The 24,658-nt window shown below is 59.8% G+C and carries 24 protein-coding genes; 9 read left to right on the top strand and 15 right to left on the bottom strand.

Translation table 11 applies throughout. The annotated features are described in order from the left end of the window. Window positions 1-32 precede the first annotated feature (32 nt). From kduI to AB4072_RS09425, 6 genes are all read right to left on the bottom strand, one after another. Entirely contained in the window at window positions 33-869 is an 837-nt protein-coding gene (gene kduI / locus AB4072_RS09450; RefSeq protein WP_441967447.1) for a 5-dehydro-4-deoxy-D-glucuronate isomerase, read from the bottom strand. Window positions 870-909: 40 nt separating this feature from the next. Then, window positions 910-2,772 carry a DUF2264 domain-containing protein gene (locus AB4072_RS09445; RefSeq protein WP_441967445.1) on the bottom strand — a complete coding sequence of 621 codons (1,863 nt, stop codon included), beginning with the start codon at window positions 2,770-2,772 and terminating at the stop codon, window positions 910-912. A 79-nt stretch (window positions 2,773-2,851) separates the two neighbouring features. Further along, window positions 2,852-4,138, bottom strand: coding sequence for an ABC transporter substrate-binding protein (locus tag AB4072_RS09440; protein WP_441967443.1), 1,287 nt, complete (start codon window positions 4,136-4,138; stop codon window positions 2,852-2,854). 42 nt (window positions 4,139-4,180) lie between these two features. Next, window positions 4,181-5,272 carry an ABC transporter ATP-binding protein gene (locus AB4072_RS09435; protein WP_441967442.1) on the bottom strand — a complete coding sequence of 364 codons (1,092 nt, stop codon included), beginning with the start codon at window positions 5,270-5,272 and terminating at the stop codon, window positions 4,181-4,183. Window positions 5,273-5,311: 39 nt separating this feature from the next. Further along, on the bottom strand, window positions 5,312-6,163 hold the full coding sequence (locus AB4072_RS09430; RefSeq protein WP_441967440.1) for a carbohydrate ABC transporter permease: 852 nt from the start codon (window positions 6,161-6,163) through the stop codon (window positions 5,312-5,314). Continuing rightward, a complete protein-coding gene (locus AB4072_RS09425; RefSeq protein ID WP_441967438.1) occupies window positions 6,156-7,118 on the bottom strand; it encodes a carbohydrate ABC transporter permease in 963 nt (320 codons plus the stop codon). Before AB4072_RS09425 ends, AB4072_RS09430 begins: the two co-directional genes overlap by 8 nt. Window positions 7,119-7,263: 145 nt before the next feature. Here AB4072_RS09425 and AB4072_RS09420 point away from each other — a divergent pair, with 145 nt between their 5' ends. The 3 genes from AB4072_RS09420 to AB4072_RS09410 all read left to right on the top strand — a co-directional run bounded on the left by AB4072_RS09420 (window position 7,264) and on the right by AB4072_RS09410 (window position 10,045). Beyond that, window positions 7,264-8,454: a hypothetical protein gene (locus AB4072_RS09420; protein ID WP_441967437.1), complete on the top strand. Its 1,191-nt coding sequence runs from the start codon at window positions 7,264-7,266 to the stop codon at window positions 8,452-8,454. A 50-nt stretch (window positions 8,455-8,504) separates the two neighbouring features. After that, on the top strand, window positions 8,505-9,563 hold the full coding sequence (locus AB4072_RS09415; protein WP_441967435.1) for a LacI family DNA-binding transcriptional regulator: 1,059 nt from the start codon (window positions 8,505-8,507) through the stop codon (window positions 9,561-9,563). A gap of 173 nt (window positions 9,564-9,736) precedes the next feature. Then, a complete protein-coding gene (locus tag AB4072_RS09410) occupies window positions 9,737-10,045 on the top strand; it encodes a DUF1684 domain-containing protein (RefSeq protein WP_441967433.1) in 309 nt (102 codons plus the stop codon). Here AB4072_RS09410 and AB4072_RS09405 read toward each other — a convergent pair. Genes AB4072_RS09405 through AB4072_RS09390 form a run of 4 tightly spaced genes read right to left on the bottom strand, consistent with a single transcriptional unit; the run spans window position 9,988 to window position 13,952 of the window. Beyond that, window positions 9,988-10,863: an HpcH/HpaI aldolase/citrate lyase family protein gene (locus tag AB4072_RS09405; RefSeq protein WP_441967431.1), complete on the bottom strand. Its 876-nt coding sequence runs from the start codon at window positions 10,861-10,863 to the stop codon at window positions 9,988-9,990. The genes AB4072_RS09410 and AB4072_RS09405 overlap by 58 nt on opposite strands. Before the next feature lie 33 nt (window positions 10,864-10,896). Continuing rightward, the gene (locus tag AB4072_RS09400; RefSeq protein WP_441967429.1) at window positions 10,897-11,934 is read right to left on the bottom strand and encodes an MBL fold metallo-hydrolase; all 1,038 of its coding nucleotides are present in this window, start codon (window positions 11,932-11,934) and stop codon (window positions 10,897-10,899) included. Window positions 11,935-11,951: 17 nt separating this feature from the next. Continuing rightward, window positions 11,952-13,004, bottom strand: coding sequence for a MaoC family dehydratase (locus AB4072_RS09395; protein ID WP_441967427.1), 1,053 nt, complete (start codon window positions 13,002-13,004; stop codon window positions 11,952-11,954). An 18-nt stretch (window positions 13,005-13,022) separates the two neighbouring features. After that, on the bottom strand, window positions 13,023-13,952 hold the full coding sequence (locus AB4072_RS09390; protein WP_441967425.1) for an HpcH/HpaI aldolase/citrate lyase family protein: 930 nt from the start codon (window positions 13,950-13,952) through the stop codon (window positions 13,023-13,025). Between the two features lie 179 nt (window positions 13,953-14,131). Between AB4072_RS09390 and AB4072_RS09385 the strand changes: the two genes are divergently transcribed. From AB4072_RS09385 to AB4072_RS09360, 6 genes are all read left to right on the top strand, one after another. Further along, window positions 14,132-14,902 (top strand): enoyl-CoA hydratase-related protein, encoded by a 771-nt coding sequence (locus AB4072_RS09385; protein ID WP_441967423.1) that lies wholly within the window; start codon window positions 14,132-14,134, stop codon window positions 14,900-14,902. A 173-nt stretch (window positions 14,903-15,075) separates the two neighbouring features. After that, window positions 15,076-15,867 (top strand): ABC transporter ATP-binding protein, encoded by a 792-nt coding sequence (locus tag AB4072_RS09380; RefSeq protein WP_441967420.1) that lies wholly within the window; start codon window positions 15,076-15,078, stop codon window positions 15,865-15,867. A gap of 21 nt (window positions 15,868-15,888) precedes the next feature. After that, on the top strand, window positions 15,889-16,761 hold the full coding sequence (locus AB4072_RS09375) for a branched-chain amino acid ABC transporter permease (RefSeq protein ID WP_441968078.1): 873 nt from the start codon (window positions 15,889-15,891) through the stop codon (window positions 16,759-16,761). Continuing rightward, window positions 16,761-17,801: a branched-chain amino acid ABC transporter permease gene (locus tag AB4072_RS09370; protein WP_441967418.1), complete on the top strand. Its 1,041-nt coding sequence runs from the start codon at window positions 16,761-16,763 to the stop codon at window positions 17,799-17,801. The genes AB4072_RS09375 and AB4072_RS09370 overlap by 1 nt, the downstream gene beginning before the upstream one ends. 73 nt (window positions 17,802-17,874) lie before the next feature. Further along, window positions 17,875-19,074: an ABC transporter substrate-binding protein gene (locus AB4072_RS09365; protein WP_441967416.1), complete on the top strand. Its 1,200-nt coding sequence runs from the start codon at window positions 17,875-17,877 to the stop codon at window positions 19,072-19,074. Between the two features lie 3 nt (window positions 19,075-19,077). After that, on the top strand, window positions 19,078-19,830 hold the full coding sequence (locus tag AB4072_RS09360; protein WP_441967414.1) for an ABC transporter ATP-binding protein: 753 nt from the start codon (window positions 19,078-19,080) through the stop codon (window positions 19,828-19,830). A 72-nt stretch (window positions 19,831-19,902) separates the two neighbouring features. Here AB4072_RS09360 and AB4072_RS09355 read toward each other — a convergent pair whose 3' ends face one another. The 5 genes from AB4072_RS09355 to AB4072_RS09335 are packed head-to-tail and all read right to left on the bottom strand — an operon-like array spanning window position 19,903 to window position 24,613. Next, on the bottom strand, window positions 19,903-20,634 hold the full coding sequence (locus AB4072_RS09355) for an SDR family NAD(P)-dependent oxidoreductase (RefSeq protein WP_441967412.1): 732 nt from the start codon (window positions 20,632-20,634) through the stop codon (window positions 19,903-19,905). A 10-nt stretch (window positions 20,635-20,644) separates the two neighbouring features. Then, window positions 20,645-21,427 (bottom strand): SDR family NAD(P)-dependent oxidoreductase, encoded by a 783-nt coding sequence (locus tag AB4072_RS09350; RefSeq protein ID WP_441967411.1) that lies wholly within the window; start codon window positions 21,425-21,427, stop codon window positions 20,645-20,647. A gap of 9 nt (window positions 21,428-21,436) precedes the next feature. Further along, window positions 21,437-22,222 (bottom strand): SDR family NAD(P)-dependent oxidoreductase, encoded by a 786-nt coding sequence (locus AB4072_RS09345; RefSeq protein ID WP_441967409.1) that lies wholly within the window; start codon window positions 22,220-22,222, stop codon window positions 21,437-21,439. Window positions 22,223-22,268: 46 nt separating this feature from the next. Continuing rightward, window positions 22,269-23,813: a long-chain-fatty-acid--CoA ligase gene (locus AB4072_RS09340; RefSeq protein ID WP_441967407.1), complete on the bottom strand. Its 1,545-nt coding sequence runs from the start codon at window positions 23,811-23,813 to the stop codon at window positions 22,269-22,271. Between the two features lie 23 nt (window positions 23,814-23,836). Then, window positions 23,837-24,613, bottom strand: coding sequence for an enoyl-CoA hydratase/isomerase family protein (locus tag AB4072_RS09335; RefSeq protein WP_441967405.1), 777 nt, complete (start codon window positions 24,611-24,613; stop codon window positions 23,837-23,839). Window positions 24,614-24,658: the final 45 nt, after the last annotated feature.

Here is a 24,658-nt window from a genome sequence, read left to right as displayed (position 1 = left end):
TGCGCCCGATCGAAAGGCCGCGCCTTGGATCCTCAGAGCACGTCTCTCATGGCGACCATATCCATGTCGGTGAAGAGCTGGTTATCGCCCGCCATGCTCCAGATAAAGGCATAGGCGCCGGTTCCGGCACCGCAATGGATGGACCATGGGGGTGATAAGACCGCCTGTTCGTTGCGCATGATGAGGTGACGGGTGGCGTTGGGACGTCCCATGAGATGAACAACGAAGGCATCCTCGGGTAATTCAAAGTACAGATAGGCCTCCATGCGGCGGTCATGAGTATGCGCCGGCATCGTATTCCAGACGCTTCCCGTCTCAAGTCGAGTCAAGCCCATCAGCAGCTGGCATGTCGGCAGCACCTTCGGATGCAGGTACTGGTACAGCTTGCGCTTGTTGGCAGTCACCGCGTCACCAAGGGCGTTCGCGATGGCCTCCTCCCGTGCGATACGGCGCGAGGGCAGCGCCGCATGGGCTGGGCAAGTGTTGACATAGAACTTGGCCGGGTTTCCCTGATCGAGGCTCTCGAACACGATCTCCTTCGTGCCCATGGACAGATAGAGACCGTCCTGGAAACCGATGTCATAGGCCGAGCCGTCCGCGACGATGCGGCCGGGGCCCCCGATATTGATCAGGCCAAGCTCGCGCCGTTCCAGCAGAAAATTCGCACCGACCGATGCCGAATGTTCAGGTCCAAACCGGAGTGAGCTGGAGGTCGGCATCACACCAGCTACCATCATCCGGTCGTAATGGGTGTATGTCGCTTCAAGCGATCCCGGCGCGAACATTCGGTCGATGACGAAATGACGGCGAAGATCAGTCGCACCCAAGGCTTCGGCGTGCTCGTAATGCACGGCCTGACGCGTATCCATGAAAACCTCCTGACTCACAAGGAACTGAACTGTCGTTGATTTACCGGTCCGCGGCGCCCGTCATGGCCGAGACCGGCACGCCGCGCATCGCCACGAGCTTCTCCAGCGCAGCGAGATCGGGACGCGGCGGCAAGGTTCCGAGCACTCTTCGAACCGCAGCGGGATCGCCTTGCGCCACCACGGCGCACATGAGCAGGCTCTCGCCGGCCGGAATATCGCCGAGTAATTGCGGCACGACCGTTTTCGGCGCAATGAGATTCGTGTTCGGGGGTGCGCGATGGGCCCGGCCCGTCCGCGTTACGGTCGAACCCAGATCGACGATTGCGGATAAATCGGCCGAGGTTTCGGCAAGGGCTTGTCCCGGCCCGTCCTCAAGCATTGGCAGAAGATCAGCCTGCAGCGCCACGGCGAAACCGCCCTCGATCGTGTGTAGCGCGCGGGGAGTGCGGACACGATGGACGCGGACATGAAAAGGCTCGGCCCAGTAGATCCAGCTTTCGACTTCGACATCCGGAAACGGCCGCCAGAGGGCGTAAAGCGTGTCATCGGCGATCAACGCCTTGTCATTGACCTCGCGGGTTCGGCCGTGCCTGCCGTCGTCGCTGAACCCGATAGTGCCATCGAAGACGGCATCGAAGAACCGGCGTTCGTCACTCTCAACGCTGAACCCGTAGCGGGCGGAATAGACGAACTTGGCATACTTCTCGGCGCCGAAGCGCATGGACAAGTTCTGCTGCCCGCTGGCAAGAGCGATGGCGTCGCCGGGAGGATTGGCGACAAGCATGCCTGGATGGCGCTGTGCGGTCGGCTTCGGCCGTACCGGGCATGGCTGCTCCTCTGCCACCCAAAAGGGATGATCGGCCGGAAGAGCAAGCGGTAAAAAGGCCTTGAGCGCCCAATAGGGCGAGCCGGGGGAGTTGTAGTTCTCCGACATGAGTAGGCTGGGATAGGTGTAGCCGACCGACAGGATGCCGTCGCGACCCGCAATGGGTTGTCGGGTCCACCAGCGCAGCAGGCGAAGGTAATAGCCCTTGATGACGCCCCACGGCAGCGCCTCCTCGCCGGCGAAGACGAGCGCCCCCCAAATTCCTGCCGTGGCGAAGCGATAGGTCATCGAGCGACCGAATACGAGAGCAGCCCCGTCATCTGCATACCATCGGGCAATTTCGGCTGCGAAAATCCTGGCGCGCTCCCGGTAGCGTTCATTGCGCGGATCGTCATCGAGAGCCGCCAGGATCAGGCCGTAGAAGTGGAACGCAAACGGAATATAGTGGTCGACATGTCGTGGGGCGCCATCGCGATACCAACCGTCTCCCAGGTAAAGAGCATCGAGGTTCTCCCGATACCTGTCGGACGGCGCGGGGTCGAAAGGCACACCAATCGCCTTCAGTCCGAGATCGAGCATGAGCCGGAAGAATTGCCAGTTGTTGTCCACGTACTCCCTTTGCCGTGCCGACAGCAGGTATTGGGCCACGTTGTTTTTCTGGGTATCTGACAGCGGATCCCAGACATGCTCCGGCACGAGCCGAAGAGTGAGGCCGATGGCGGCAAGTTCGACAAGACGCTGATCCCGATCCCGAACATCGCCCCAGTATTCGGGATGTGTGGGATCCGTACCTGCAGCAAGGCCGCGCGCGACGGGCTTCCAGTCGATCCAAGTCGCACCGCCCGCAGCCGCGGGCGCAAGGCCCCAGAGCGGACGGGCAAAGCCTTCGAAATCAGCTGCCACCACATCGAAATGGGCCGCCGCCGTATCCAGCCGCACGCGTGCGCCGCCGGGAGACCGAAACGGCTCCAGTGGACGCACGAGCGCCTGCAATGCCTGCTCGACATCCTCGCGCGTCCGGCAAGGATTATTCGCCATGGGATTGAAGAGACGAGCAGGCGGATCATAGGTAGGCATGGATCATTCCTCGCCGTCTGCGGACGGCGACACCTCAAAATGGGGAAAGGCGCAGCACCGACGATGCTGCGCCGATGTATCAGACGCGAAGGACGCGCTTGCCCTCCGCGATGAGACGCTCGGCTGCCTCCGCGACCGTGAGCTGACCGAAAGAAAGCTGATCGGCAATCGGCCGCAGCACCATCTGGTCGAACTCGGTCGCTCCCTTGGGAGCCGGCGGCGGGTATGCTCCCACGCGACCACCAATGGCGTTGACGTAGTCGATCGTCATGCGCGACACGTCGTCGGTGGTCGGCTTCACGGTCTCGCGAACGTCCAGATTCACCGGCACTCCGCGCTCGACGCCCAAGATCTTTCCGGCTTCCTGGTCATTCACGAAGAAGTCGATGAAGGCTGCGGCCTCATCCGGGTTCTTGGTGGTCTTGCCGATGCACCAGATCAACGCCGGACGATAATACAACCCCGAAGGTCCTCCAGTGCTTGTCACGGGCGGAGTCGTGATGCCGAGCTTCTGCTTCAGCACCGATTGATACCCGATGAGCTGGTTGGAATACGCGAACGACATCACGCTATTGCCGCGAGCCAGCGGATTGGAATCGATCATGTTCTGGTCGAGCGATTGAATGTCGGGCGCAACGCAGCCGCCGCGTTTGCGCAACGTATCCCAATAATCGTACCACTCTTTCGCATCATCGACAGTGAAGCCGAGTTGACCGGCCTCGGTGTAAAGGCCCTTGCCACGCTGATGCAGCCACACATCGAAGAGGTGGTTGTAGCGGGCCGCATTGGGTGACGCCCAGACCTTGTCCTTGCCCAGCGCCTTGGTGAGTTCGACGGAGAGATCGGCGAACTCCTTCCAGGTGGTCTGGCCTGTCGGCGGCTTCATGCCGGCTTTCTCGAACGCCTCGGCATCATAGATCACGGCAAACGAGTTCACGCCGAGAGCGATACCGGCGACCTTACCGTCAATGCGCGTGAGACCGAGAGTGCCCGGACCGAATTTGTCGGTCTTGATGCCTTTGCCGAGATAACCGTCCAAATCGAGCATGGCCCCGCGACGATAATAATCGGGGAATGTGGTCGGCTCGAATTGCACCACATCCGGCAGGTTGCGCCCGACCACCATTGTGGCGAGCTTGGTCCAATAATCCCCGCCTACCGACTCGCCTGTCGCCTGGACGCCGGGATGCGACTGCTCGAAGAGCTTGGCGACATCCAGTGTCCGCTTGGAGCGATCCGGCGAGCCCCACCAGTAAAGCCGCAAGGCCGCATTGGCCGCCTGCGCCGGAAGGAAGGGCATTTGTGACGCCAATGCGCCCGCACCGAGCGCCATGGTTCGTTGTAGCAAGTCTCGTCTACTGATCATTGGTTCCTCCTCTGGTTTATGTGCATTATCAGTCGTCCCTCATCAGGTGAGGGTTCGACCATCGGGGTCGAACAGGTGGCAGAACGCGGCATTGACCTCGACATCCATGACGTCCCCCATGCGCGCGCCCTTCTGACCATCGCAGATGATTGTCAGGGGCTGCCCATCCGACAATTGGCCATAGATCAATGTCTGGCTGCCGAGATGCTCCACATGCTCGACCCTGATCTGACCGATCGGCAGGCCTCCGGACCCGCCGATTTCGATGTGTTCAGGCCGCACGCCGAGAGTCAGATTCCCGTCGCCAGTCAATGACGCCACCGCGTGCGCCATGCCAGCCATCACCAGTTCCCGCCCTGCGAGATCGATGACGATGCCGTCCCCGCGCACGCAGCGGCTTTTCACCGCGAGAAAATTCATCTTCGGCGATCCGATGAAACCGGCGACGAACCGGTTGGCAGGCTTGTTGTAAATTTCGAGCGGACGACCGAACTGTTCAACGCGGCCCGCGCGCAGAACCGCAATACGGTCGGCAAGAGTCATCGCCTCGACCTGATCGTGCGTCACGTAGATCATCGTCGCGCCGATATCCGCGTGCAGCTTGGCGATCTCCACGCGCGTCTGAACACGAAGCTCCGCATCGAGATTGGACAGCGGCTCATCGAACAAAAAGATCTTCGGCTCACGCACGATGGCGCGTCCGATGGCAACGCGCTGACGCTGACCGCCTGAGAGCGCCCTGGGCTTGCGGTCGAGCAAGCGTGTCACCTGGAGGATCTCGGCCGCCTTGCGGACGCGGCGGTCGATCTCGTTCTTCGGCATGCGGGCCGTCTCGAGACCGAAGGCCATGTTCTTGTAGACGGTCATATGCGGGTAGAGGGCATAGGACTGGAACACCATCGCGATCCCGCGATCGGCTGCAGCCCGCTCGTTCATCCGCTGTCCGTCGATGCTGATCTGCCCTTCCGAGATCGGCTCAAGCCCGGCGATCATGCGCAACAGCGTTGATTTTCCGCAGCCGGAGGGGCCGACAAAGACAATGAACTCACCGCTTTTGATATCGAGATCGACGCCGCAGATGACCTCTGCGCCGCCAAAACGTTTGATGATCCCATCGAGAACGAGGTTGCTCATATAGGTCTCCGGCTCCCGGTCAACGTCACGGTTTCAATCTCATCGCTTCATCCCCGTCGTCGCGATTCCCTCGATCAAGAGTTTTTGGAAGAAGAGAAACAGGACGAAAACGGGCAGGACCGCCAGAGTCGACATCGCGAATAGCGCGCTCCAATCCGACTGACCGCTCGAATCCACGAAAGTGCGCAATCCGAGCTGCACGGTGTAGCTCTGCGCATCGTTCAGATAGATCAGCGGCGCGAAGAAATCGTCCCAGGTCCAGATGAAGGAGAAGATGGAAGCGGTTGCCAGAACCGGCATCGACAGAGGCAGGATGACCTTGAAGTAAATCCGCCACGGGCCGCACCCATCCATGATGGCTGCTTCATCGAGTTCGCGCGGGATACCGCGAAAGAACTGCACCATGAGAAAGATGAAGAACGCATCCATCGCCAGGAATTTCGGCACCACGAGCGGCAGGATCGTATTCACCCAACCCAGATTGAGGAAAAGAACGTATTGCGGGATGAGAACCGCGTGCTGCGGCATCATCAAAGTTCCCAGCATCAGCGCGAACCAGAAATCCCGACCGACAAAGCGCAGCCTCGAAAAAGCGTAGGCCGCAAGCGAGCAGGACATCACGTTCCCGGCCACCGCCAGCACGGCGAGCATCAGAGAATTGAGGAAAAAGCGGCCGAAGCTGACGCTCAAACCATTCCAACCGCGGTAATACGAATCGAAATTGAACGTTTTGGGAAAGAGCGACGAAGACGAGAAAATCTCATTGTCCGGCTTGAAGGAACTCGAGACCATCCACAAGAGCGGGTAGAGCATGACAAAGCTCGCCGCGATCAGACCCGCGTAAGTCAGAGCACGCCTTACATGCGAATTGCCGGATGTGCTCTCAGTCATCGTAGTGCACCCAGAAGCGTGCCGAGAAGAAAGCCAAGGCCGTGAACACGCAGATGATGACGACAAGCACCCAGGCCAGAGCCGAGGCATAGCCGATGCGAAAATTCACGAAAGCTTCTTGATAAAGATACAGCGTGTAAAAGAGCGTGCTGTCGATGGGTCCGCCGCTCCCGTTGCTGATAACGAAAGCCGAGGTGAAGGCCTTGAACGCATCAATGGTCTGAATGACCGCATTGAAGAAGATCACGGGAGTGAGCAGCGGCAGCGTAATCTTGAAGAATTGCCTGCCGGCGCTCGCGCCATCGATGCTGGCCGCCTCGTACATGTCCTTCGGGATCTGGCGCAGTCCGGCGAGAAAAATGATCATCGGCGAGCCGAACTGCCAGACGGCGAGTAGGACGAGCGTGTAAAGCGCGGTTCCGGGCGTCGAAATCCAACTCGGCCCGTCATAGCCGATGAGATGAGCCAGAAGTCGATTGAGCAGGCCGTCACCGGCAAAGATCTGCCGCCAAAGCAGCGCGATGGCGACGCTCGCACCCAGCAAGGATGGCAGATAGAAAATGGCCCGAAAGAAGGAAAGCCCTTTAAGCCCCTTGTTGAGCGCGACAGCGACAGTGAGCGCAAAGGTCAGCTTTAACGGCATCGCTAGAACGACGAACGTGAACGTGACCTGCATCGCCTTCCAGAAACGCGGGTCATCGCTCGCGATGCGGACGTAGTTTCCGATGCCGATCCAGTACGGGGCGTCGACCAGATCGTAATCAGTGAAGGACAGATAAAGCGAACTGACCGCCGGACCGAGCGTCAGAGCAAAAAAGCCGACGAGCCAGGGCACGAGAAAGCCATAGGGCTCAAGGCGGCTGCACAGGTCTGAAGCGCTTCTGCGGCGACCGCCCTGTGTCAGCGCCGTCCCGACGACAACGCTGCGCGCGTCGCTAAGGTATGGCGTTTCCATGACCCCTCCCTCAGTGATGGGCCTTTTTGACTTCTTGTTGCGGGCAACCTGCGGGTGACGGCCGGGGTTGTCAATTGAAAATTTTTTCCATTGACGAAAATTTCTCTTTGAATAGAAATTTTACGAAACTTTCTGGACAGGACACATGAGAGCAGAGCGCGATTCCTATTTCGAGAGTACCGACCGGCCAGGTCTCGCCCGTACCACCGACCGCTACCAGCAGGCGTTGGATCGCTGCATTGCGAAACTTCGGGCAACGATGCCGATCGTCGGGCTGCGGAATCCCAAAATCGGCCGGGCGGACCTGACGTGGGATTATTGCGGCCCCTTTGACTGGGTCGTGAGTTTCCAGTCCGGCCAATTGTGGCTAGCTCTTCAGCTCACGGGCGACCCGGTTTTCCTCAATGCCGCCAGAGCCCGTAGGCCGGTCTTCCGTCAGATTCTGCAAAATCACCATGCCAAGGATCACGATCTGGGCTTCCAGTTTTCGCTGGGCTGCGTCGCCGATTGGCTCATGACCAGCTCACCCGAGGCGCGGGAGCTAGGTCTACGAGCCGCGGAGGCCCTGCTGGCTCGCTTCCGCCAGGAGGGTCAATACATTCAAGCCTGGAACCCACGCCCTGCCCATGGCGGGTCGCGCGCGGTGTTCGTGGCCGGCCGCGTGATCGCCGACACGATGCAAAACCTTGCTCTCCTGCACTGGGCGCATCGGGAGACGGGTCACGTGGATTTTCACGCCGCCGCCGCCGCGCATGCCGCAACGACAGCACAGCACCTCATCCGCAACGACGACACGAGCTACCACACCTTCGTTTTCGATCCAGCCTCGGGAGACCCGATTCGTGGAGAAACCCATCAAGGCTTTGCGCATGAATCGTGCTGGTCGCGCGGGCAGGCCTGGATGATCCATGGATTTGCCCAATGCGCTCTCAGCACCGGAGACGAAGCCGCGCTGAACGTCGCTCGGCGCCTGGCGGCGAAAGCCGAAGCTCTCATGGGCCGGGATCAGGTGCCGGCGTGGGATTACAAGCTGGACGACGGCTCTCCGGCCCATCGCGACAGCTCGGCGGGCGCCATCATGGCGGCAGGCGTCTACATCATTGCCAGCCTGACCACGGGAGACGAAGCCGCGCACTGGACCGCCTTTGGCGATCGGCTGCTCGACGGCCTTCTGGCGACCTGCGATCTGACGACCAACCCTGCCGCCCTCGGTCTTCTGAATCATGGCGCAGCCAATGTGCGGGCGGGCTACGCGGACAACATGCTTCCATACGGTGATTATTATTTCATGGAAGCTTTGATGCGCTCGCTTGGGCACACCCAGTTTTTCTGGTAAGCGGCGGACTTTCGCAGATCGGAACGGATCCGCGGTCAGAGGCTGAAACGATGGACACCAAACCCGGCACGCCGACGTTGCACGATATCGCGAAGGCAACCGGCATGTCCGTTGCGTCCGTCTCCAAGGTCCTCAACAATCGACCCGGCGTGGGCAGCGAGAGCCGCCAGCGGATTCTCGAAGTCGCCGAGGAACTGGGCTATCTCGGTCGGGCCGGGCGATCTTCGCGCGGGAATATCGAGAGCGTGACGATCATCACTTTTGCCCGCTATTTCCCAGGCAGCCAGTTCTACGAAGATGTCTTCCAGGGAATGATCGCCGAAGCCGAGGCGCACTCCATCGAGACAAACGTGTGTCTGCTGCCGACGGATGGGCCGCAGGCGGATGTTGCGGTTGCCGACATCTTTCGGAACGAGGCTCCCAAGTCCGTGTTGCTGCTGGGCCTCGACCAGCCCGCCATGCTGGACCAGGTGGTGGAGAGTGGAATCCCGGCCGTGATCGTGAACGGCCTCGATCCGACGATGCGCCTCAGCAGCATCGTGCCCGACAACCGGTTCGCGGGCTGGGTCGCGACGCGGCGGCTGCTCGATGCCGGTCACCGGGAGATCGTTTACATCACCCATCCCTTGAGGCTGTCCTTGCGGCGTCGTCTTGACGGCTTCCGGGACGCTCTCGAAGGGGCCGGGATTACGTTCGATCCGAGCCGCCACGTCATCGATCTGGGACAAGAGAAGCTTTCCGAATTCGAGATGCCTGCGATTCTCGATCGTGCTTTCAAGGATGGTCGCCTCGACGGCGTGACGGCGTTCTTCTGCAGCAATGACGTCATCGCCTTGGGCGTTCTCCACGCCTTGGACGCACGCAAGCTCACGGTCCCGTCGGATTATTCCGTGATCGGCTTCGACGACATGACGATTGCGCTCCATAGCAGGCCGCCCTTGACGACCATGCGGATCAAACGCGCCGAAATGGGGCACTCTGCGGTATCGATGCTGATCGAAAGAGCCGCCAATCCTGACTTGAGTACGCGTCGTGTCGCGGTCGGAGTGCAGCTCATTGAGCGCGCCAGCGTCGGCGCGCCCCGGACGTCACCCAATCAACTCTTCTAGCCAGATGAATGGCGGTTTGGTTCGGCGCCCAACAACGATCTCGTCATCTCAGGCACACCGGCACATGCGGGAAGGATCCTGTATGCTGAAGATGGCATGGTTCATGTCCGCCTGACTTCGGGAAGGAGACCTATGGTGCGGGCCGCTTCCTGTTCGGTGAAATCGCGGGTGAAATGATTGTGCTCGATTTCAACAAGGCGATTAACCCGCCCTGCGCCTTCACCGCTTTAGCAACCTGCCCCCCTTCCCCCACCCGAAAACCGTCTCTCGCTGCGTGTGGAGGCTGGAGAGAAGGTGGTGCGATCCCTAGCTTGGGAAGAACTGCATTGAGAAATACGATACCCCGACTCTCCGGGCAGGAGAATTTCCAAAAAAGTTGCGACAGAACCGCCCGGCAGGCTGAGATGGATCGTAGGCAGACGATTCATCCGTTGAAAACAATCCCAGCCTTGGCGAGTGTGCGCATCGCCATTTCGACGTGAAGCCGTTCAACCATCTTGCCGTTCAGCGATAGGACACCGCGCTGGGAATTTTCCGGCGCGGCAAAGGCGGCGACGATAGTGTGCGCCTCCTCGATCGAGGCCGCGTCTGGGGAGAAAGCCGCGTTGGCGGCTTCGATCTGCTTGGGATGAATCAGCGTCTTTCCGTCGAAACCCATAATCGCGCCCTGACGACACTCGGCCGTAAAGCCATCGGCATCGTTGAAGTCATTGTAGACTCCGTCGAGAATGTCGAGCTCGAAAGCGCGAGCGTGGATGATCGCCGAGGCCAGCCAGAGCATCATGATGGACCGCCCTTCGGGAAGCGGTAGCCCGGTTTCCTTGGCAAGATCGTTGGTGCCGGCGACAAGACATTCGAGCCCGATCGAAGGTTTTGCTCCGAGAGCCGCGATCTCGCGGATATTGACGATCCCGAGCGGCGTCTCGATCATCGCCCAAAGCCGCGTGTCGGAAGCGTTTGATCGCTCCAGCACTGTACGAACCGCGAGCACCTGTTCCGCAGTCTCCACCTTCGGCAGCAATACCGCATCCGGCTTGCAGACGCTCGCTGCGGCAAGGTCTTCGGCGCCCCAAGCGGTCGCGGCGGCATTGACGCGGATGATACGCTCCTTCGTCGAAGTCGGATTTGCGGAGAAATGTGCTAGCAGCGCCGCGCGAGCATCGGCTTTGACCGGTGCAGCGACTGCGTCCTCGAGATCGAAAATGATCGCGTCACAGGCTAGCGATTCGGCCTTGGTCATCGCCCTTTCATTGGTGGCCGGAACATAAAGGACGGAACGGCGCGCACGCGCTTGCGTCATCATTGCCTCTTATGAATTGTCGTGTTCTGCAGGCTAGAAGCGCGCGGTGAATATCGCTCGTCCATCCGCATCACGGCCTTCCTGGACCACGCCGCTGTTAACCAGGTAGTTGATGTGGGCAAGGGTCTCGCCGAGCGCGAAGCCGATGTTGTCCGGTCCCTCGATATGCGGGAACATCGTCCGTGAAAGGTCGAGCGCGGTCCTTGGCATGGAGAGAGCGTTCGCGGTGGCGTCGAGGCGCTTGCGGTGATGGTCGCACAGCTCTTCGATGCGCTCATGGATGCCGCGATAGGGCATTCCATGCGAGGGAAGAACAAGCGTCTGCGCCGGGATGTCCGCGAATTGCGGAAACGAGGCGAGGTAGTCCGCCAGCGGGTCAGCCGTCGGCGTCATCTCGTAGACCGCAATGACCGGCGATATTTTCGGAAGAAGGTGATCGCCCGCGATCAGGATGCCGGATACTGCGTCGTAGAACGAAGCATGTTCGAAAGCATGCCCGCGTGTGACGATGACACGCCAGTCGCGACCGCCGAAGCATATCGTGTCACCGCCGCGAATCTCGGTGATGGCACCGGGAATCGGCCCGGACAAGTCGATGAAGCGATTGCGGCTTTTGATCATGCCATCCGCGACAACTTCATCGAATCCGTGCCTGATGAGATAGGAATGGTGAGTTGCGCTCGAATTCGGCACGTCGTGCATATGGGTGAGCCGGGCCCATATCCATTCGGCGAACGTACCGACGAAGTCAGCCTCGAAACGTTCGACAAGCCAGCCCGACAGGCCGATGTGATCCACGTGCCCGTGAGTCGCAATAACGCGGCGCACCGGCAGACCTCGCATCGGCCCTGCCAGCAACGTCTCCCATACGTCGAACAATTCGGCCGTTGCACAGCCCGTGTCGATCACGGTCCAACCGTCATCATCTTCCAGCAACCAGACATTGACATGGTCGAGTCTGAACGGCAGGGGCAAGCGTGCCCAAAGCAGGCCGGGCGAAATCTCGGTGACTTCGCCCTTTCCGGGCGGCGCATTCCAGGGAAATTCCAACTTGCTCGTTCTTGGCACCATGGATCTGATCCGATCAGTCACGCAGCGCTGCGGGGAATGAGCAGCCAATAGTCGAGATCGAGCAGAACGGAAGCCTCCTCCTGCCCACCTGGAGCCGGATAGGAAGCGCAGTCCATATCCTTGGTGGCGATGGTGCGAACGCGCAGCGCTCCGATGTCGGTGCGGTCTGGAAACGGACATTTATCCAAGACTTGCGACCAGCAATAGATCGTATCGCCGGCAGCCGCCGCATTGACATGCCGACCGCCGTTGATGGCAGCGACGACACAGCCATTGGCAAGCCCATTGAACGAGAGCGAACGCGCCAGCGATATGATGTGACCACCATAGACGATCCGCCGTCCGAACCGGCTCGACGCCTGCAGAACGGCATCGAAATGGCCTTTCGCCGTGTTCTGATAGAGCCGTGTTGCAATCTGATGTTCAGCTTCTTCAATGGTCATGCCATCGATGTGATCGATTCTTTCGCCCGCCTCATAATCATCGAAAAAATGCGGGCTTCCCCCGAGCGCGGGTACATAGTCTGAGAAATCGAGTCCATCCGGAATTACAATCGCATCGCTGGCGACCTCAGACGCCAATTCGGGGATGACTGGGTCGGGCGCAGCAACGGATTCGTCGCGCTTGTTCACCATGACCCAGCGCACGAACGTCAACACCGCTACGTCGTGCTGATTGTAACCGGTCGAGCGCACGTAAACGATGCCCGTCTTGCCGTTGGCGTTTTCGCGCAGGCCGATGACCTCACTGCGCGCCGTAAAGCTGTCACCCGGCCACGCGGGCGCGAGAAAGCGACATTCGGCGTAGCCCAGATTGGCGACCGCGTTCAGAGATATGTCGGGAACGGTCTTGCCGAAGATGACGTGAAAAAGAAGGAGATTATCGATCGGCGCGCGCGCAAGGCCGCATGATTGTGCGAAAGCGTCCGAGGACTGCATGGCAAACCGCATGCCGTAAAGCGCGGAGTAAAGTGCGGCATCACCCGTGGTGATGGTGCGCGGCACGGCGTGCACGATTTCCTGGCCGAGCCGGAAATCCTCGAAGAAATTGCCCCTGGAAGCCTTGGCCATGTGAGAAATCCTTGCGGCTCAAATGTCGGCCGTCGGCTTGATGCCGGCGAGTTCGGCCCGGTCGATGATGCGCTGCACGAGGCGGACGGTCGCCACATCCACCATCTGACCGTCGACTTGGATGGCGCCGAGGCCTTGTCGCTGCGCCTCGCGATAAGCGGCAACCGCCCTGTAGGCGCGGTCGACTTCCGCCTGCGACGGGCTGAACGCTTCTTGCGCGATTGCCACCTGACTCGGATGGATCGCCCATTTTCCGACCGCTCCGAGCTGCTGCGCACGGATGCATTCGACCCGGAAATAATCCTGGTCCTTGAAGTTCACGAACGGCCCGTCGACGGCATCAAGGCCATAGGTCCGCGCAGCCACGATCATCTTGTATCGGGCGTAATGCCAGATATCACCAGGATACCCGGTGTCGCCGGAAATGGCTCGCGGATCAATTCCCTGCGAAGCGGAGTAGTCACCCATTCCGAAGATCAGCGCTTCGAGGCGATCGGACGCTCCGGCGATTTCCTCGACCCGCATAATGGCCTCGGCTTCCTCGATGAGAACCTCAATGCCGATGCGTCGCTTGAGACCGAGCTTTCCTTCGATCTGCGAGAGCAGGCGATCAACGAAGCGCACGTCGCAAGCGGATTTCACCTTCGGAACCATGATGGTGTCGAGGTTCTCTCCGGCCCCCTCGACAACCGTTATGATGTCCTCATAGGCATAGTGGGTATCGAGATCATTGACCCTCACGCAGCGTATGCTGCGCCCCCAGTCCAATGTGTTGAGTGCCTGAACAATTTGAGCGCGGGCAGGAACCTTCGCTGCCGGCGCGACCGCATCCTCGAGATCGAGGAAGACGTGATCGACGTCGAGCGACGCGGCCTTGGCCATCATCTTGTCGCTTGATCCGGGGACTGCGAGTTGGCAGCGGCGCAATCTCCGCGATCTTGCGATCATCTTTCTCTCCCGTAGCATGGCGACGTCGTCTCCCCGCGGTTCAGACACGTTCGAACCGTTTCCTGAATGTGGGTTTTGACGCAACCGATTTCTTCCCTATAATCTAACTACCGTTAGAATGTTGATGCGTAAACCCCTTTTCGGCGGGGCACGAATCAAACAGCGCAAGGCAAGACATCATGTCACTGGTGGTCCTCGAACATCCAGCCGAGCATGTGGCGCTTCTTAGGCTCAATCGGCCGGAGGCGCGCAATGCTCTCAGCCCTGAGCTGCGCGCGGAGCTCCGAAGCCACTTCCTCTCGCTGTCGGAAGAAAGAGCGATCCGCGCGATCATTGTCACTGGAGACCGTAAAGCGTTCGCAGCCGGCGCCGACATTCGTTCAATGGTTTCGATCGGGCCAGCCGAGATGATGCGTCGGGGCGATGATCTCAACTGGGGAGCGATCCGCCACTGCCCCAAGCCGGTTATTGCCGCTGTGAATGGCTATGCCCTGGGCGGAGGATGTGAACTCGCCATGCATGCCGATATCATCGTGGCAGGCGAAGGCGCGTTGTTCGGACAGCCGGAGGTCAAGTTGGGCATCATGCCGGGCGCCGGTGGCACCCAGCGGCTGGCACGGGCTGTCGGCCGCTACCGCGCGATGCTGATGCTTCTCACCGGCCAGCCCATTACCGCGCGGGAAGCTTACGAGGCCGGACTGGTGAGCAAGATCACGCCGGATGAGGATACTGTTCCTGAAGCGATCGCGATCGCGCGCGCCATTGCCGCCATGCCGCCACTCGCGGTCGCCGAGATCAAACAGGTGCTGCATGCGGGGCTTGATGCTCCGCTCGACACGGCTCTCATGCTCGAGCGCCGGGCAGCTTATCTGCTGTTCGACTCTTTTGACAAACGCGAGGCGATGACGGCCTTTCTAGAGAAGAGAAGCGCAACGTTTTCCGGCACCTGAGGCAATGGCCGACAGGCTCTCACAAAGAGTGGTGACAAGTTTTCGAACAAGTGTTAGAGTTTTTAAATACCCAAAGCGACGGAGATCGACAGGGTGATTGGGAGGAATGGCATGGATGCGAAAAATTTCCCGCAAGTCGCTTGCGCGCGCTGCGGCCTACGGCGCGACTGACCATGCTGCTCGTCGATGATATTCAGCTCGCTTTCGGCGGCCTCAAAGCACTGAGCGGCGTGAGCGTTCACGCCAAGGCCGGCAAGATCACCTCCGTGATCGGCCCCAATGGCGCGGGAAAGACCAGCCTGTTCAATGTCGTATCCGGCTTTTACAAGCCCCAGCACGGACGCGTGACGCTCGACGGCCGCGATATTTCAGGCCTCAAGCCGAGTCAGCGCGCCTATTGCGGTATGTCACGAACTTTTCAAAACATCGCGCTCTTTCACGGCATGAGCGTCCTCGACAACATCAAGCTCGGAGCTCACACCAAGCTCAAGAGCGGTGTTCTGTCGGCTGGCTTCCGTCTGTTGCAGACGCGCAAAGAGGAGGCTGAACTCTCGCGCGAAATCCAGCGCGATATCATCGGTCTTCTCGAACTCGACCGCGTTCAGCACCATCCCGTGGAGGATCTCGCCTATGGCCTCCAGAAGCGGGTTGAACTGGCACGCGCGCTCGTCATGAAGCCCAAGATTCTGCTCCTCGATGAGCCGGTTGCAGGCATGAACCGCGAGGAAAAGCAGGAGATGAGCCGCTTCGTGGTCGATGTCCGCAACAACTGGAACACGACTGTGCTCTTGATCGAACACGACATGAGCATGGTGATGGGAATATCCGACCAAGTCGTGGTCCTTTCCTTCGGCAAACCCATCGCTTCCGGTACACCCAACGAGGTGTGCACCAATCCAGCCGTCATCGCGGCCTATCTGGGTGTGGGCGACGATGTCGCGATAGCAGAAGCAACGGCGGCATAGGAGCGCGAAGCCTTGAACTCGGTGGCATTGTTTCTCGAATACTCAACGGTCGGAATCGCTTCGGGCGGCATCTACGCTCTCATCGCGCTCGGCATCGTCGTAATCTTCAAATCGAGCCGCACGTTCAATTTCGCCATGGGCGAAATGATGATGCTGTCCGCCTATTTCTTCTACACAGCCGCCGTTACATTCTCGATGGGAATCCTCTTTGGTATCGTCGCGGCGCTGATCGGTTCGGTCGCGGTTTCATTGCTGATCGAGCGGCTTGCATTACGCCCGATGATAGGGCGGCCCTTCATCGCCATCGTGATGGTGACGTTCGGCATCGGCAGCATCATCCGTGGCATCGTTGGCATGATCTGGGGTCCGAACGATCTTCAAATTCCGGCGATCCTGTCGCGATCACCCGTTCTGCTCGGTAGCATCTTCATCCCTGGGAAGACCGCGCGCGCCTGCGCAATCGCTGTTGTGATCGTCATTTCTCTGATCGCCTTTCTGCGTTACTCCCGCGCTGGCATTGCGCTTCGCGCCGCGGCGGCGGACCAGATCACCGCTTATTCCATGGGAATCGACGTGCGTCGCATCATCGCCTTCAGCTGGGTGATTGCCGCCGTCACGGGTTGCATCAGCGGAATTCTGATGGCCAATGTGAATACATTGACGCCGCATCTCGGCCTCGTCGCTCTCAACGTCCTCTCGGTCGTGATCCTCGGCGGCATGAACTCGATCGGCGGTGTCCTCGTCGCGGGCTTCATCGTCGGCTGGCTGGAATCGGTAACCGGATGGATTCTCGGTACCGAGTTCCGCGAGATCACTCCCTACATTCTCGCCCTACTGGTCCTTCTCGTCCGTCCGACCGGCCTGTTCGGCACCAAGGAAATCGAGCGAATCTGATGTTGAGCCAAGTGGAAACAACGACGATCTCCACCCCACTACGGACGATCAACCGGGACTGGCTCTGGGCTGTGCTGCTCATTGCCGTGCTCGCAGCGCTGCCGCTTGTCGCTCCCCGCTATTGGATCTACTTCGCGGGCCTCCTCGGCATCAACATCATCGTGACGCACGGCCTCAATATCATGACCGGCTACACGGGCCTGTTGTCTCTCGGCCATGCCGCCTTCGTGGGTGTCGGCGCATACACGGTGGCGCTCTCGCAGATCCATCTCGGCCTTCCCTTCTATGTAACGATTCCGCTTGCAGGCATCGTCGCGGCCGCCATCGGCATCGCCTTCGGTCTTCCGTCTCTGCGAATCCGAGGTCTGTATCTGGTCATCGCCACGCTTGCTGCGCAATTCATCCTGAACTTCGTCTTTGTGCATTGGCAGAGCGTCACCAACGGTGATGCGGGATTAACGGTCCAGCCCGCGACGGTCTTCGGTTATGCCTTGAACAACGAGACGCGGACCTATTACCTCATCCTCGCCTGCGTCGTGTTCTTCACGATCTTCACGCTGAACGTCATCCGCTCCCGCGTCGGCCGCGCATTCATCGCCGTCCGCGAGCGTGATCTGACAGCGGAAGTCTTGGGCGTCCAGATCGTCTGGTACAAGCTGGTCGCCTTCGCGCTCGGCTCGTTCTATGCCGGTGTCGCCGGCGGCTTGCTGGCTTATTTCAATCAATTCGTGAACCCCGAGCAATTCGGTCTACTTCTCTCCGTCTTCTTCCTGTCGGCGGTGATCGTCGGCGGCATGGGCTCGACGCTCGGTGCGATCCTGGGAGCGGTCTTCATGACTCTTCTCCCGGAAGTGCTGCGCGAAGGCGCGCTCACGATCGGCGGAACGTTCGGCTTCGACATTGCATCGATCCTCGTTCCGCTCCGCGAGACGATCTTCGGCCTCCTTATGGTGGCTTTCCTTATCCTTGAACCGCGCGGGCTCGCCCAGTTGTGGAAGCGCGCTCGGCAGAAATTCTCACCCGCTCGCAAGAGCGCGTGAGAGACCTTCGCCGCCCCGAGGGGCGGCGCATACCAAATAAGCGATCGACCAGATCTAATAGGTGGAGGGGATAATGATTAATAGACGCAACTTCGTGAAGGCAGCGGGCGCGGCCGCGGCGGTCGGCACATTCGGTATCCGTACCGCACGCGCGGCCGATGACCTCAACTGGAGCATTCACTGCGACCTGACCGGTCCCGCTGCCGAGGGTGGAAAGTTCCAGGCCGACGGCTTCACCACCTACGCCAAATGGATCAACGCGAACGGCGGTATTCGTGGTCGCAAGATCAACCTGACGATCAACGACTCGACCTTCAAGGTCGACGTCGCTGTAGCGAACGTGAAAAAAGCACTGGCCCAGGGGCGTGTCGATTATCTGTTCGGTGAAAGCACCGGCATGATCCAGGCGATTTCACCCGAGAACAACTCAACGCAAAAAATCTTCATGACCTCGGGGTCGTTCGCGTCCGAGCTCGCCGACGAGAAGAATTTTCCCTATCACTTCGTGACTGGCGCAACATATGGCGCACAGCTTCAGATGCTCATTGATTATATCAAGACATCATCCGGATCGAATCCGACAAAGGTCGTGATCGTGCACTCGAGCACGAGCATGGGTCGCGACGGCATCGAGCCGGCGATCAAACGAGCCGAGGAAGTAGGCGTCAAAGTGGTCCTGGTCCAGCAGACCAAGTTCGTCGAGACGGACGTCAGCGCCTATGCTCTGGCGATTCGGAAAGCTCAACCGACCCACGTCATCCACCACGGCTATTCCTTCGCGGTCTGGCCGGAGATCGTCCGCTTGGTTCGCGACTATGGCATGGACGACGTTGTGTTCCTCGGGACCGTTTGGCAGAACGAGCGTGCAAAAATGCTCGAACTCAAGGATGTTGCGGAAGGATTGGTCGGCGTCAAAGTTTGGAACGACGACACGTTGAAGCCTGCCGGCACACTGATGAAGACCATCGGTGAGCTCTCGAAAGCGAAGGATCCGAGTTTCAACGGCTATGCTCGACTCGGATTCCTCAACGCCTGGGTCAGCGGCATGATGGCGACGAGAGCGTTCGAAGCCGTAATCGATGCGGGGCAACCGATCAACGGCGACAACCTCGCTCAGGCCGTACGCGCGGTGAAGAATTGGGACACCGGTGGCATCATCGACACTCCGGTTTCCATCTCCGGTCAACAGGTCGGACTCGGGCGGATCATCAAGTGGAGCCAGAAGAACAACTGGGATCCGCAGCATCTCACCGATTGGATGAAGGTGAACTGAGCGATGGCGGCCGCACTCGAAATCCGGGATCTCGCCGTCGTCTATCAGGGAGTCATTCAGGCGCTCACCAACCTGAGCCTGCGTGTCCCGGAGGGCAGCATCGTCGCCCTTCTCGGCGCCAACGGCGCCGGCAAAACGACGACGCTGAAGGCGGTTTCCGGGTTCCTGCCGCTAGAGGACGGCCGCGTGACGCGCGGATCGATCACGATTGGTGGACAAGACATTCTCAAACTCGCGCCGCACATGATTGTGCGGCGCGGCATCTTTCACGTCCGCGAGGGACGCCACATCTTCTCGGAAATGACGGTTGAGGAAAACCTCATCGCCTCGACATTCGCGCAACGCAAATCCCGGCCGCGCAAGGAGGCTTTCGATGAGGTCTATAACTACTTCCCGATCCTGTCGCAGCGCCGGAACCAGGCGGCAGGATACCTTTCCGGGGGCGAGCAGCAAATGCTGGCGATCGGACGGGCATTGGTGGCTGATCCGGAAATGATCCTGCTCGACGAGCCATCTCTCGGCTTGGCGCCGCTGATCGTGAAGGAAATTTTCGAAATCGTCGCGCAGATCAACCGCGAGAAGAAAGTGTCGATCCTGCTGGTCGAGCAAAATGCGGTGATCGCGTTGAAATATGCCTCTTACGGCTACGTCATTGAGAACGGTCGAATTGTTATGGCGGGCAGCACGGAAGAGCTTTCGGCGAACGAGGATATCCAGAAATTCTATCTCGGCGTCGAGACAGGCAGAGCGGCCTGACTTCTTAACGTGCCTTCAAATGAGGAAAGGGTGGCGCTGCCAGCGCCACCCTTTTTCAGCTGTGCGACACGCTCAGTAGAGCGAGATACCCATGGACCTACCGCCGTCGAGAGTGAGGATCTGACCGGTTACGTTCTTTGTTCGCGGGTCGGCGAAGAATGCGATGCCGTTGGCGATATCCTCAGGTTGACCGACGGTCTTCGTGGGCTGCTTCGCGATAAGTTCCTGCTGTCGCTCGGGCGTCAACGACCGGAACATATCCGTCTCGATCAGGCCCGGCGCGATGCCGTTGACGAAGATCCCCTTCTCCGCGAGATCGAAGGCCATCCCGCGCGTCAGCCCGACAGTTCCAGCCTTCGACGTGATGTAGGGAGCGTGGGCATAGCCTGCGAGGTAAGCACGCGAGGCGACATTGATGATGCGTGCGCCACGCTTCATCACTTTCACCGCTTCCTGCGCCATCACGAACGTGCCGACGACATTGACTTCGTACATCGCCTTGAAGTCGTCCTCCGTGATCGCGTCGAATTTGCCATCCCAAAAGATCGCTGCGTTGTTGACCAGCACATCGAGCCTCGGCAAGGCTTTCATCAGCGTCGCGACGGCCGCGCGATCCGTAATCGACAGGGCGTGATGCTCGACCGATTTTCCGGCCTCGTGCAATGCCTGTCCCGCAGTGGCGAGCGGTTCGGCATTACGATCCACCATCACGACGTGAAAACCGTCATCAAGAAGGCGCCTGACCGTCGCAAGACCGATCCCTTGTCCGGCGCCCGTTACCAGCGCCACTTCCTTGTCGCTCATCATTGTTTCCTCAGGCGTCCACGGGAAGGACGAAGGTTTCTGTCAGGCCGCCATCCACCATCAGGACGTGGCCGTTCATGTAGCTCGAGGCCTTTGAGACCATGAAAGCGACAACACCACCCGCCTCTTCGGGAGCGCCCCAACGGCCCAGCGGAATGCGGCCGGAGACGCCCTTTTCATAGCCCGGCCGCGCAAGAATGCTCGTGTTGATCTCTGTCAGGAAATAGCCCGGTGCCATCATGTTGCAGGTCACGCCACTGGGGCCGAGTTCGGCAGCTAGCGCCCGCGTCAGGCCCGCGAGTCCGTGCTTGCTGGACACATAGGCCGCGATCTTCTCACGACCTGTGACAGCGAGCGCCGAGCCGACATTGACGATACGGCCATATCCCCTCGGAACCATGAACCGCGCCGCTTCCCGGCACAGCAAATATGGTCCACGGACGTTAGTGGCGATAACCTTGTCCCACGTCGATGTCTTTGCCTCGGCCAAAGGCTCCCAGGCATTGATGCCCGCGTTGTTGACGAGGATATCGAGGCGGCCCTCCGCTTCGCCGATCTTGCGAATGGCATCGACACATTGGTCGCCGTCGGCGAGGTCAAATGCGCTGGTGCGGACATCAAGTCCTTGTTCCCGCAGAGCGGAAGCCGACTCTTCGAGCTGCTCCTTCCCTCGCGCGGTCATGTAAACGCGGGCACCGGATTCAGCGACGGCACGCGCCATTTCGTATCCGAGGCCGCGCGAGGCTCCAGTCACGACGGCAACCTGCCCTTTGAGCGAAAAGCGTTCGGTCATGTCGGTTCCTCAGGCTGCGAGCTGAAAGGTGAATGTCGCCTCGATCCCGCCGTCGACATGAATCACCTGGCCGGTCACAAAACTCGAGGCATCCGATGCGAGGTAGACGAGTGTCCCGACGAGCTCCTCCGGCTTGCCCCAACGCTCCATCGGCGTGACGCCGCTGACAGCCTCCATATACCCGGGTCGCGACGTCAGGCTGGCATTGATATCCGAGACGAAATAACCCGGCGCGATCACATTGGCGGTAATGTTCTCGCGACCGAGCTCGGCGGCGAGCGATCGCGTGAGCCCGACGATCGCGGACTTGCTGGCGCAATAGGCATGCAGCTTCGCCCGTCCGATCGTCGAGAGAACGGAGCCGATGTTGACAATGCGGCCGCCACGGCCTCCGGCGCGCATGAAGGCCGCGCATTCCTGCGACAGGATGAAGGTCGCCTTCACATTGGTTTCCATGATGCGCTCGAAATCCTCGACATCGCTGTCGAGAATTGGTTGCCAGTTGATGATGCCGGCATTGTTGACACAGATGTCGATGCGTCCGAGGTCATTGCCGATGTGTCGGATCCCGGCGCGAATGGCTTCCTCGTCGGTGAGATCGACCGCCAGCACTGTCGCTTTTCCGCCAGCGGCGGCAATCTCGTCGCGCACCGCTTTGAGTTTTTCTTCGTCACGCGCTATCAGCACGACATGCGCGCCAGCGGCGGCGAGGCCCTTGGCCATCGGTTTGCCGAGCCCGCGGCTCGCTCCTGTAATGACGGCAACCTTCCCTTTCAGGGAAAACAGTTCAAGCATCCTCAATCCTCCTTGCTACGTCGGTGGCGTTTGCAACAGCGATGGTTCAGCCTGGGCCATGGATCCGACGCAGCCTGACCTTGTCGATCTTGCCGCTGGGAAGCTTCACGATCTCGTCGACGAAGGTCACATGGCGTGGCTTCTTGTAGCTCGCGATTTGCGTCCGGCAGTGATCGACAATTTCTTCAGAGGTTGTCGACGCACCGGGTTTGACCACCACGACGGCCATCACCGCCTCGCCCCATTTCTCATCGGGCACGCCGATTACTGCGACCTCGGACACGGCATGGTGAGAGACGATCGCCTCCTCGACTTCGCGGGAATAGATGTTCTCGCCGCCGGAGATGATCATGTCCTTCTTGCGGTCAACGAGGTAGAGAAAGCCCTCGTCGTCGAGCTTTCCCACATCGCCGGTATGCACCCACCCGTCGCGCAGCGTTTCCAGCGTCGCGACAGTGTTGTTCCAATAACCCTTCATGACGCCAGGGCTCGTGAGCAGGATCTCCCCGACACTTCCCGTCGGCACGTCTTCACCATTCTCATCGACGATGCGGACATTGACGCGCGGCGAGGCCTGCCCGACCGACGTCAAGATCTCGCGGTCACGGTCGGTACCGTCCGGCCTGTGTTGATGGGCAAGCAATGTCGTGCCGATGCCCTCCGTTTGGCCGAATTGCTGCTGAAACACGGGCCCGAGGAGCTTCAGGCCCCGCTTCAGGACGGGGATCGGCATAGGCGCCGCGGCATAGACGATCATGCGCAGGCTCGATGTATCCGTCGTGCCCATATGCGGGGAGTCCAGGAGGGATTGAATCATGGTCGGCGCCATGTGCGTGACCGTGATTCTCTCTTTCTCGATCGCGCTGAGAATTGCCTGCGCTTCAAATCCTTTCTGGATGACGACGGTACCGCCACGCCAATGCTGCGCGAGCTGGATGATCTTTGCACCGATGTGGAAAAGCGGCATCATGATGAGCAGGCGGTCGGCTGGCGAGTTACGCTGGTCGGAGCCAAGGATTTCGGCAGCAGCCACTTCGCCCGCCTGCGACAGCATCACCCCTTTGGGCCGACCGGTGGTGCCGCTCGTGTAGATCAGAAAAGCCACGTCGTCCGGTGAGGGACGAAACGGAACTCCAGACGCATCGCCTAAGGCCAACACCTCTTCGTAATCCGACGCGAAATCGGTGCCCCCATCGATGCATATATAATTCTCGATCGTCGTCAGCTGCGCTTTCATAGCGGCGACGATATCGGCATAGGCCGCTTCGAAAATCAGGACCTTCGGCGCGCTGTCGTTGATGATGTAGACCATCTCTGGTGGCGCGAGACGCCAATTGATTGTCGCGCAGATGAAGCCGGAGATCTCGCAAGAGCCATAGATCTCTTGAAACGCGAGCGAATTCTGGCTGAGGATGCCGACTCGATCTTGACGTTTCAAGCCGAGCCGACGCAGAGCGTTCGCGAGACGGCTTACGCGCCCATGAAACTGAGAATGGGTAATGCGCTTGTCGTTCCAGACGAACGCCGTCTCGTCGGGATACTTCCAGGCATTGTTGTCAAGCATGTCGGCAAGCGTCTGCGGCACCGTCATCGACTCTGTCCTTCTTTGAGCGCTTACTCTACAGGGCCGAAATTCGGCTTGCGCTTTTCACGAAAGGCCGAAAGACCCTCGCGAAAATCATTACTGGCAAAGCAGAGCGGCTGGGCCATCGCCTCGAAATCCAATACGGCGACAGGGTCGTCCGAGCACTCCATCATGCGCTTCGTCAGCGCGGTTGCGAAGGAGGGGAGTGCCGCGATCTCACGCGCCCTTTCCATCGCCTTTACTGCAACAGATTCGTCGGGGACGACATCGTCCGCCAGTCCAATTGTGAGCGCGTCCGCGCCTTTGAAGTTGCGAGCGTAGAGAAGAGCCTGTCTTGCCTTCGCGAAACCGATGCGCTGCGGCAAGGTATAGGCGATGCCGAAATCCGGTGTGAGGCCAATGCGTGGGAATGGAAAACCCATGCTGGCATTCTCGCCCATGACGATCGTGTCGCAGGCCAGTGCGAGGCCGGCGCCGGCGCCGACCGCGTGTCCTCGGACTTCCGCTATGAGAGGCTTGTCGGCCGAAAGGAGCAGGCGGGCGAGACGATGCGCCGAGAGCATTCGCCGACGCCCGGCCTCTGGATCGCCAAGCGTGTCCATCTTCGACAGATCACCGCCGACAGAAAAATCCTTCAGCGCCGAAGCGATGATTATCACACGAGTTTTGGTGTCGCTTAGAAGCTCGGTAAAGGCAGGTAGAAGTGTGCCCCTGAGCTCCTCTCCCATGGCGTTGCGGGCCGCCTCATGTTTCATGACGAGACGCACTATTCCGCTTTCGTGCCGTTCGATTTCGACGATCTCCACCGGCTCCTCCCTGCGCTTATCGGCATTTCAGAGGAGGCTACACCA

This window comes from Microvirga sp. 2MCAF38, from assembly GCF_052115485.1.
Taxonomy (GTDB): domain Bacteria; phylum Pseudomonadota; class Alphaproteobacteria; order Rhizobiales; family Beijerinckiaceae; genus Microvirga.
This window is presented reverse-complemented; position numbering and strand designations above follow the sequence as displayed.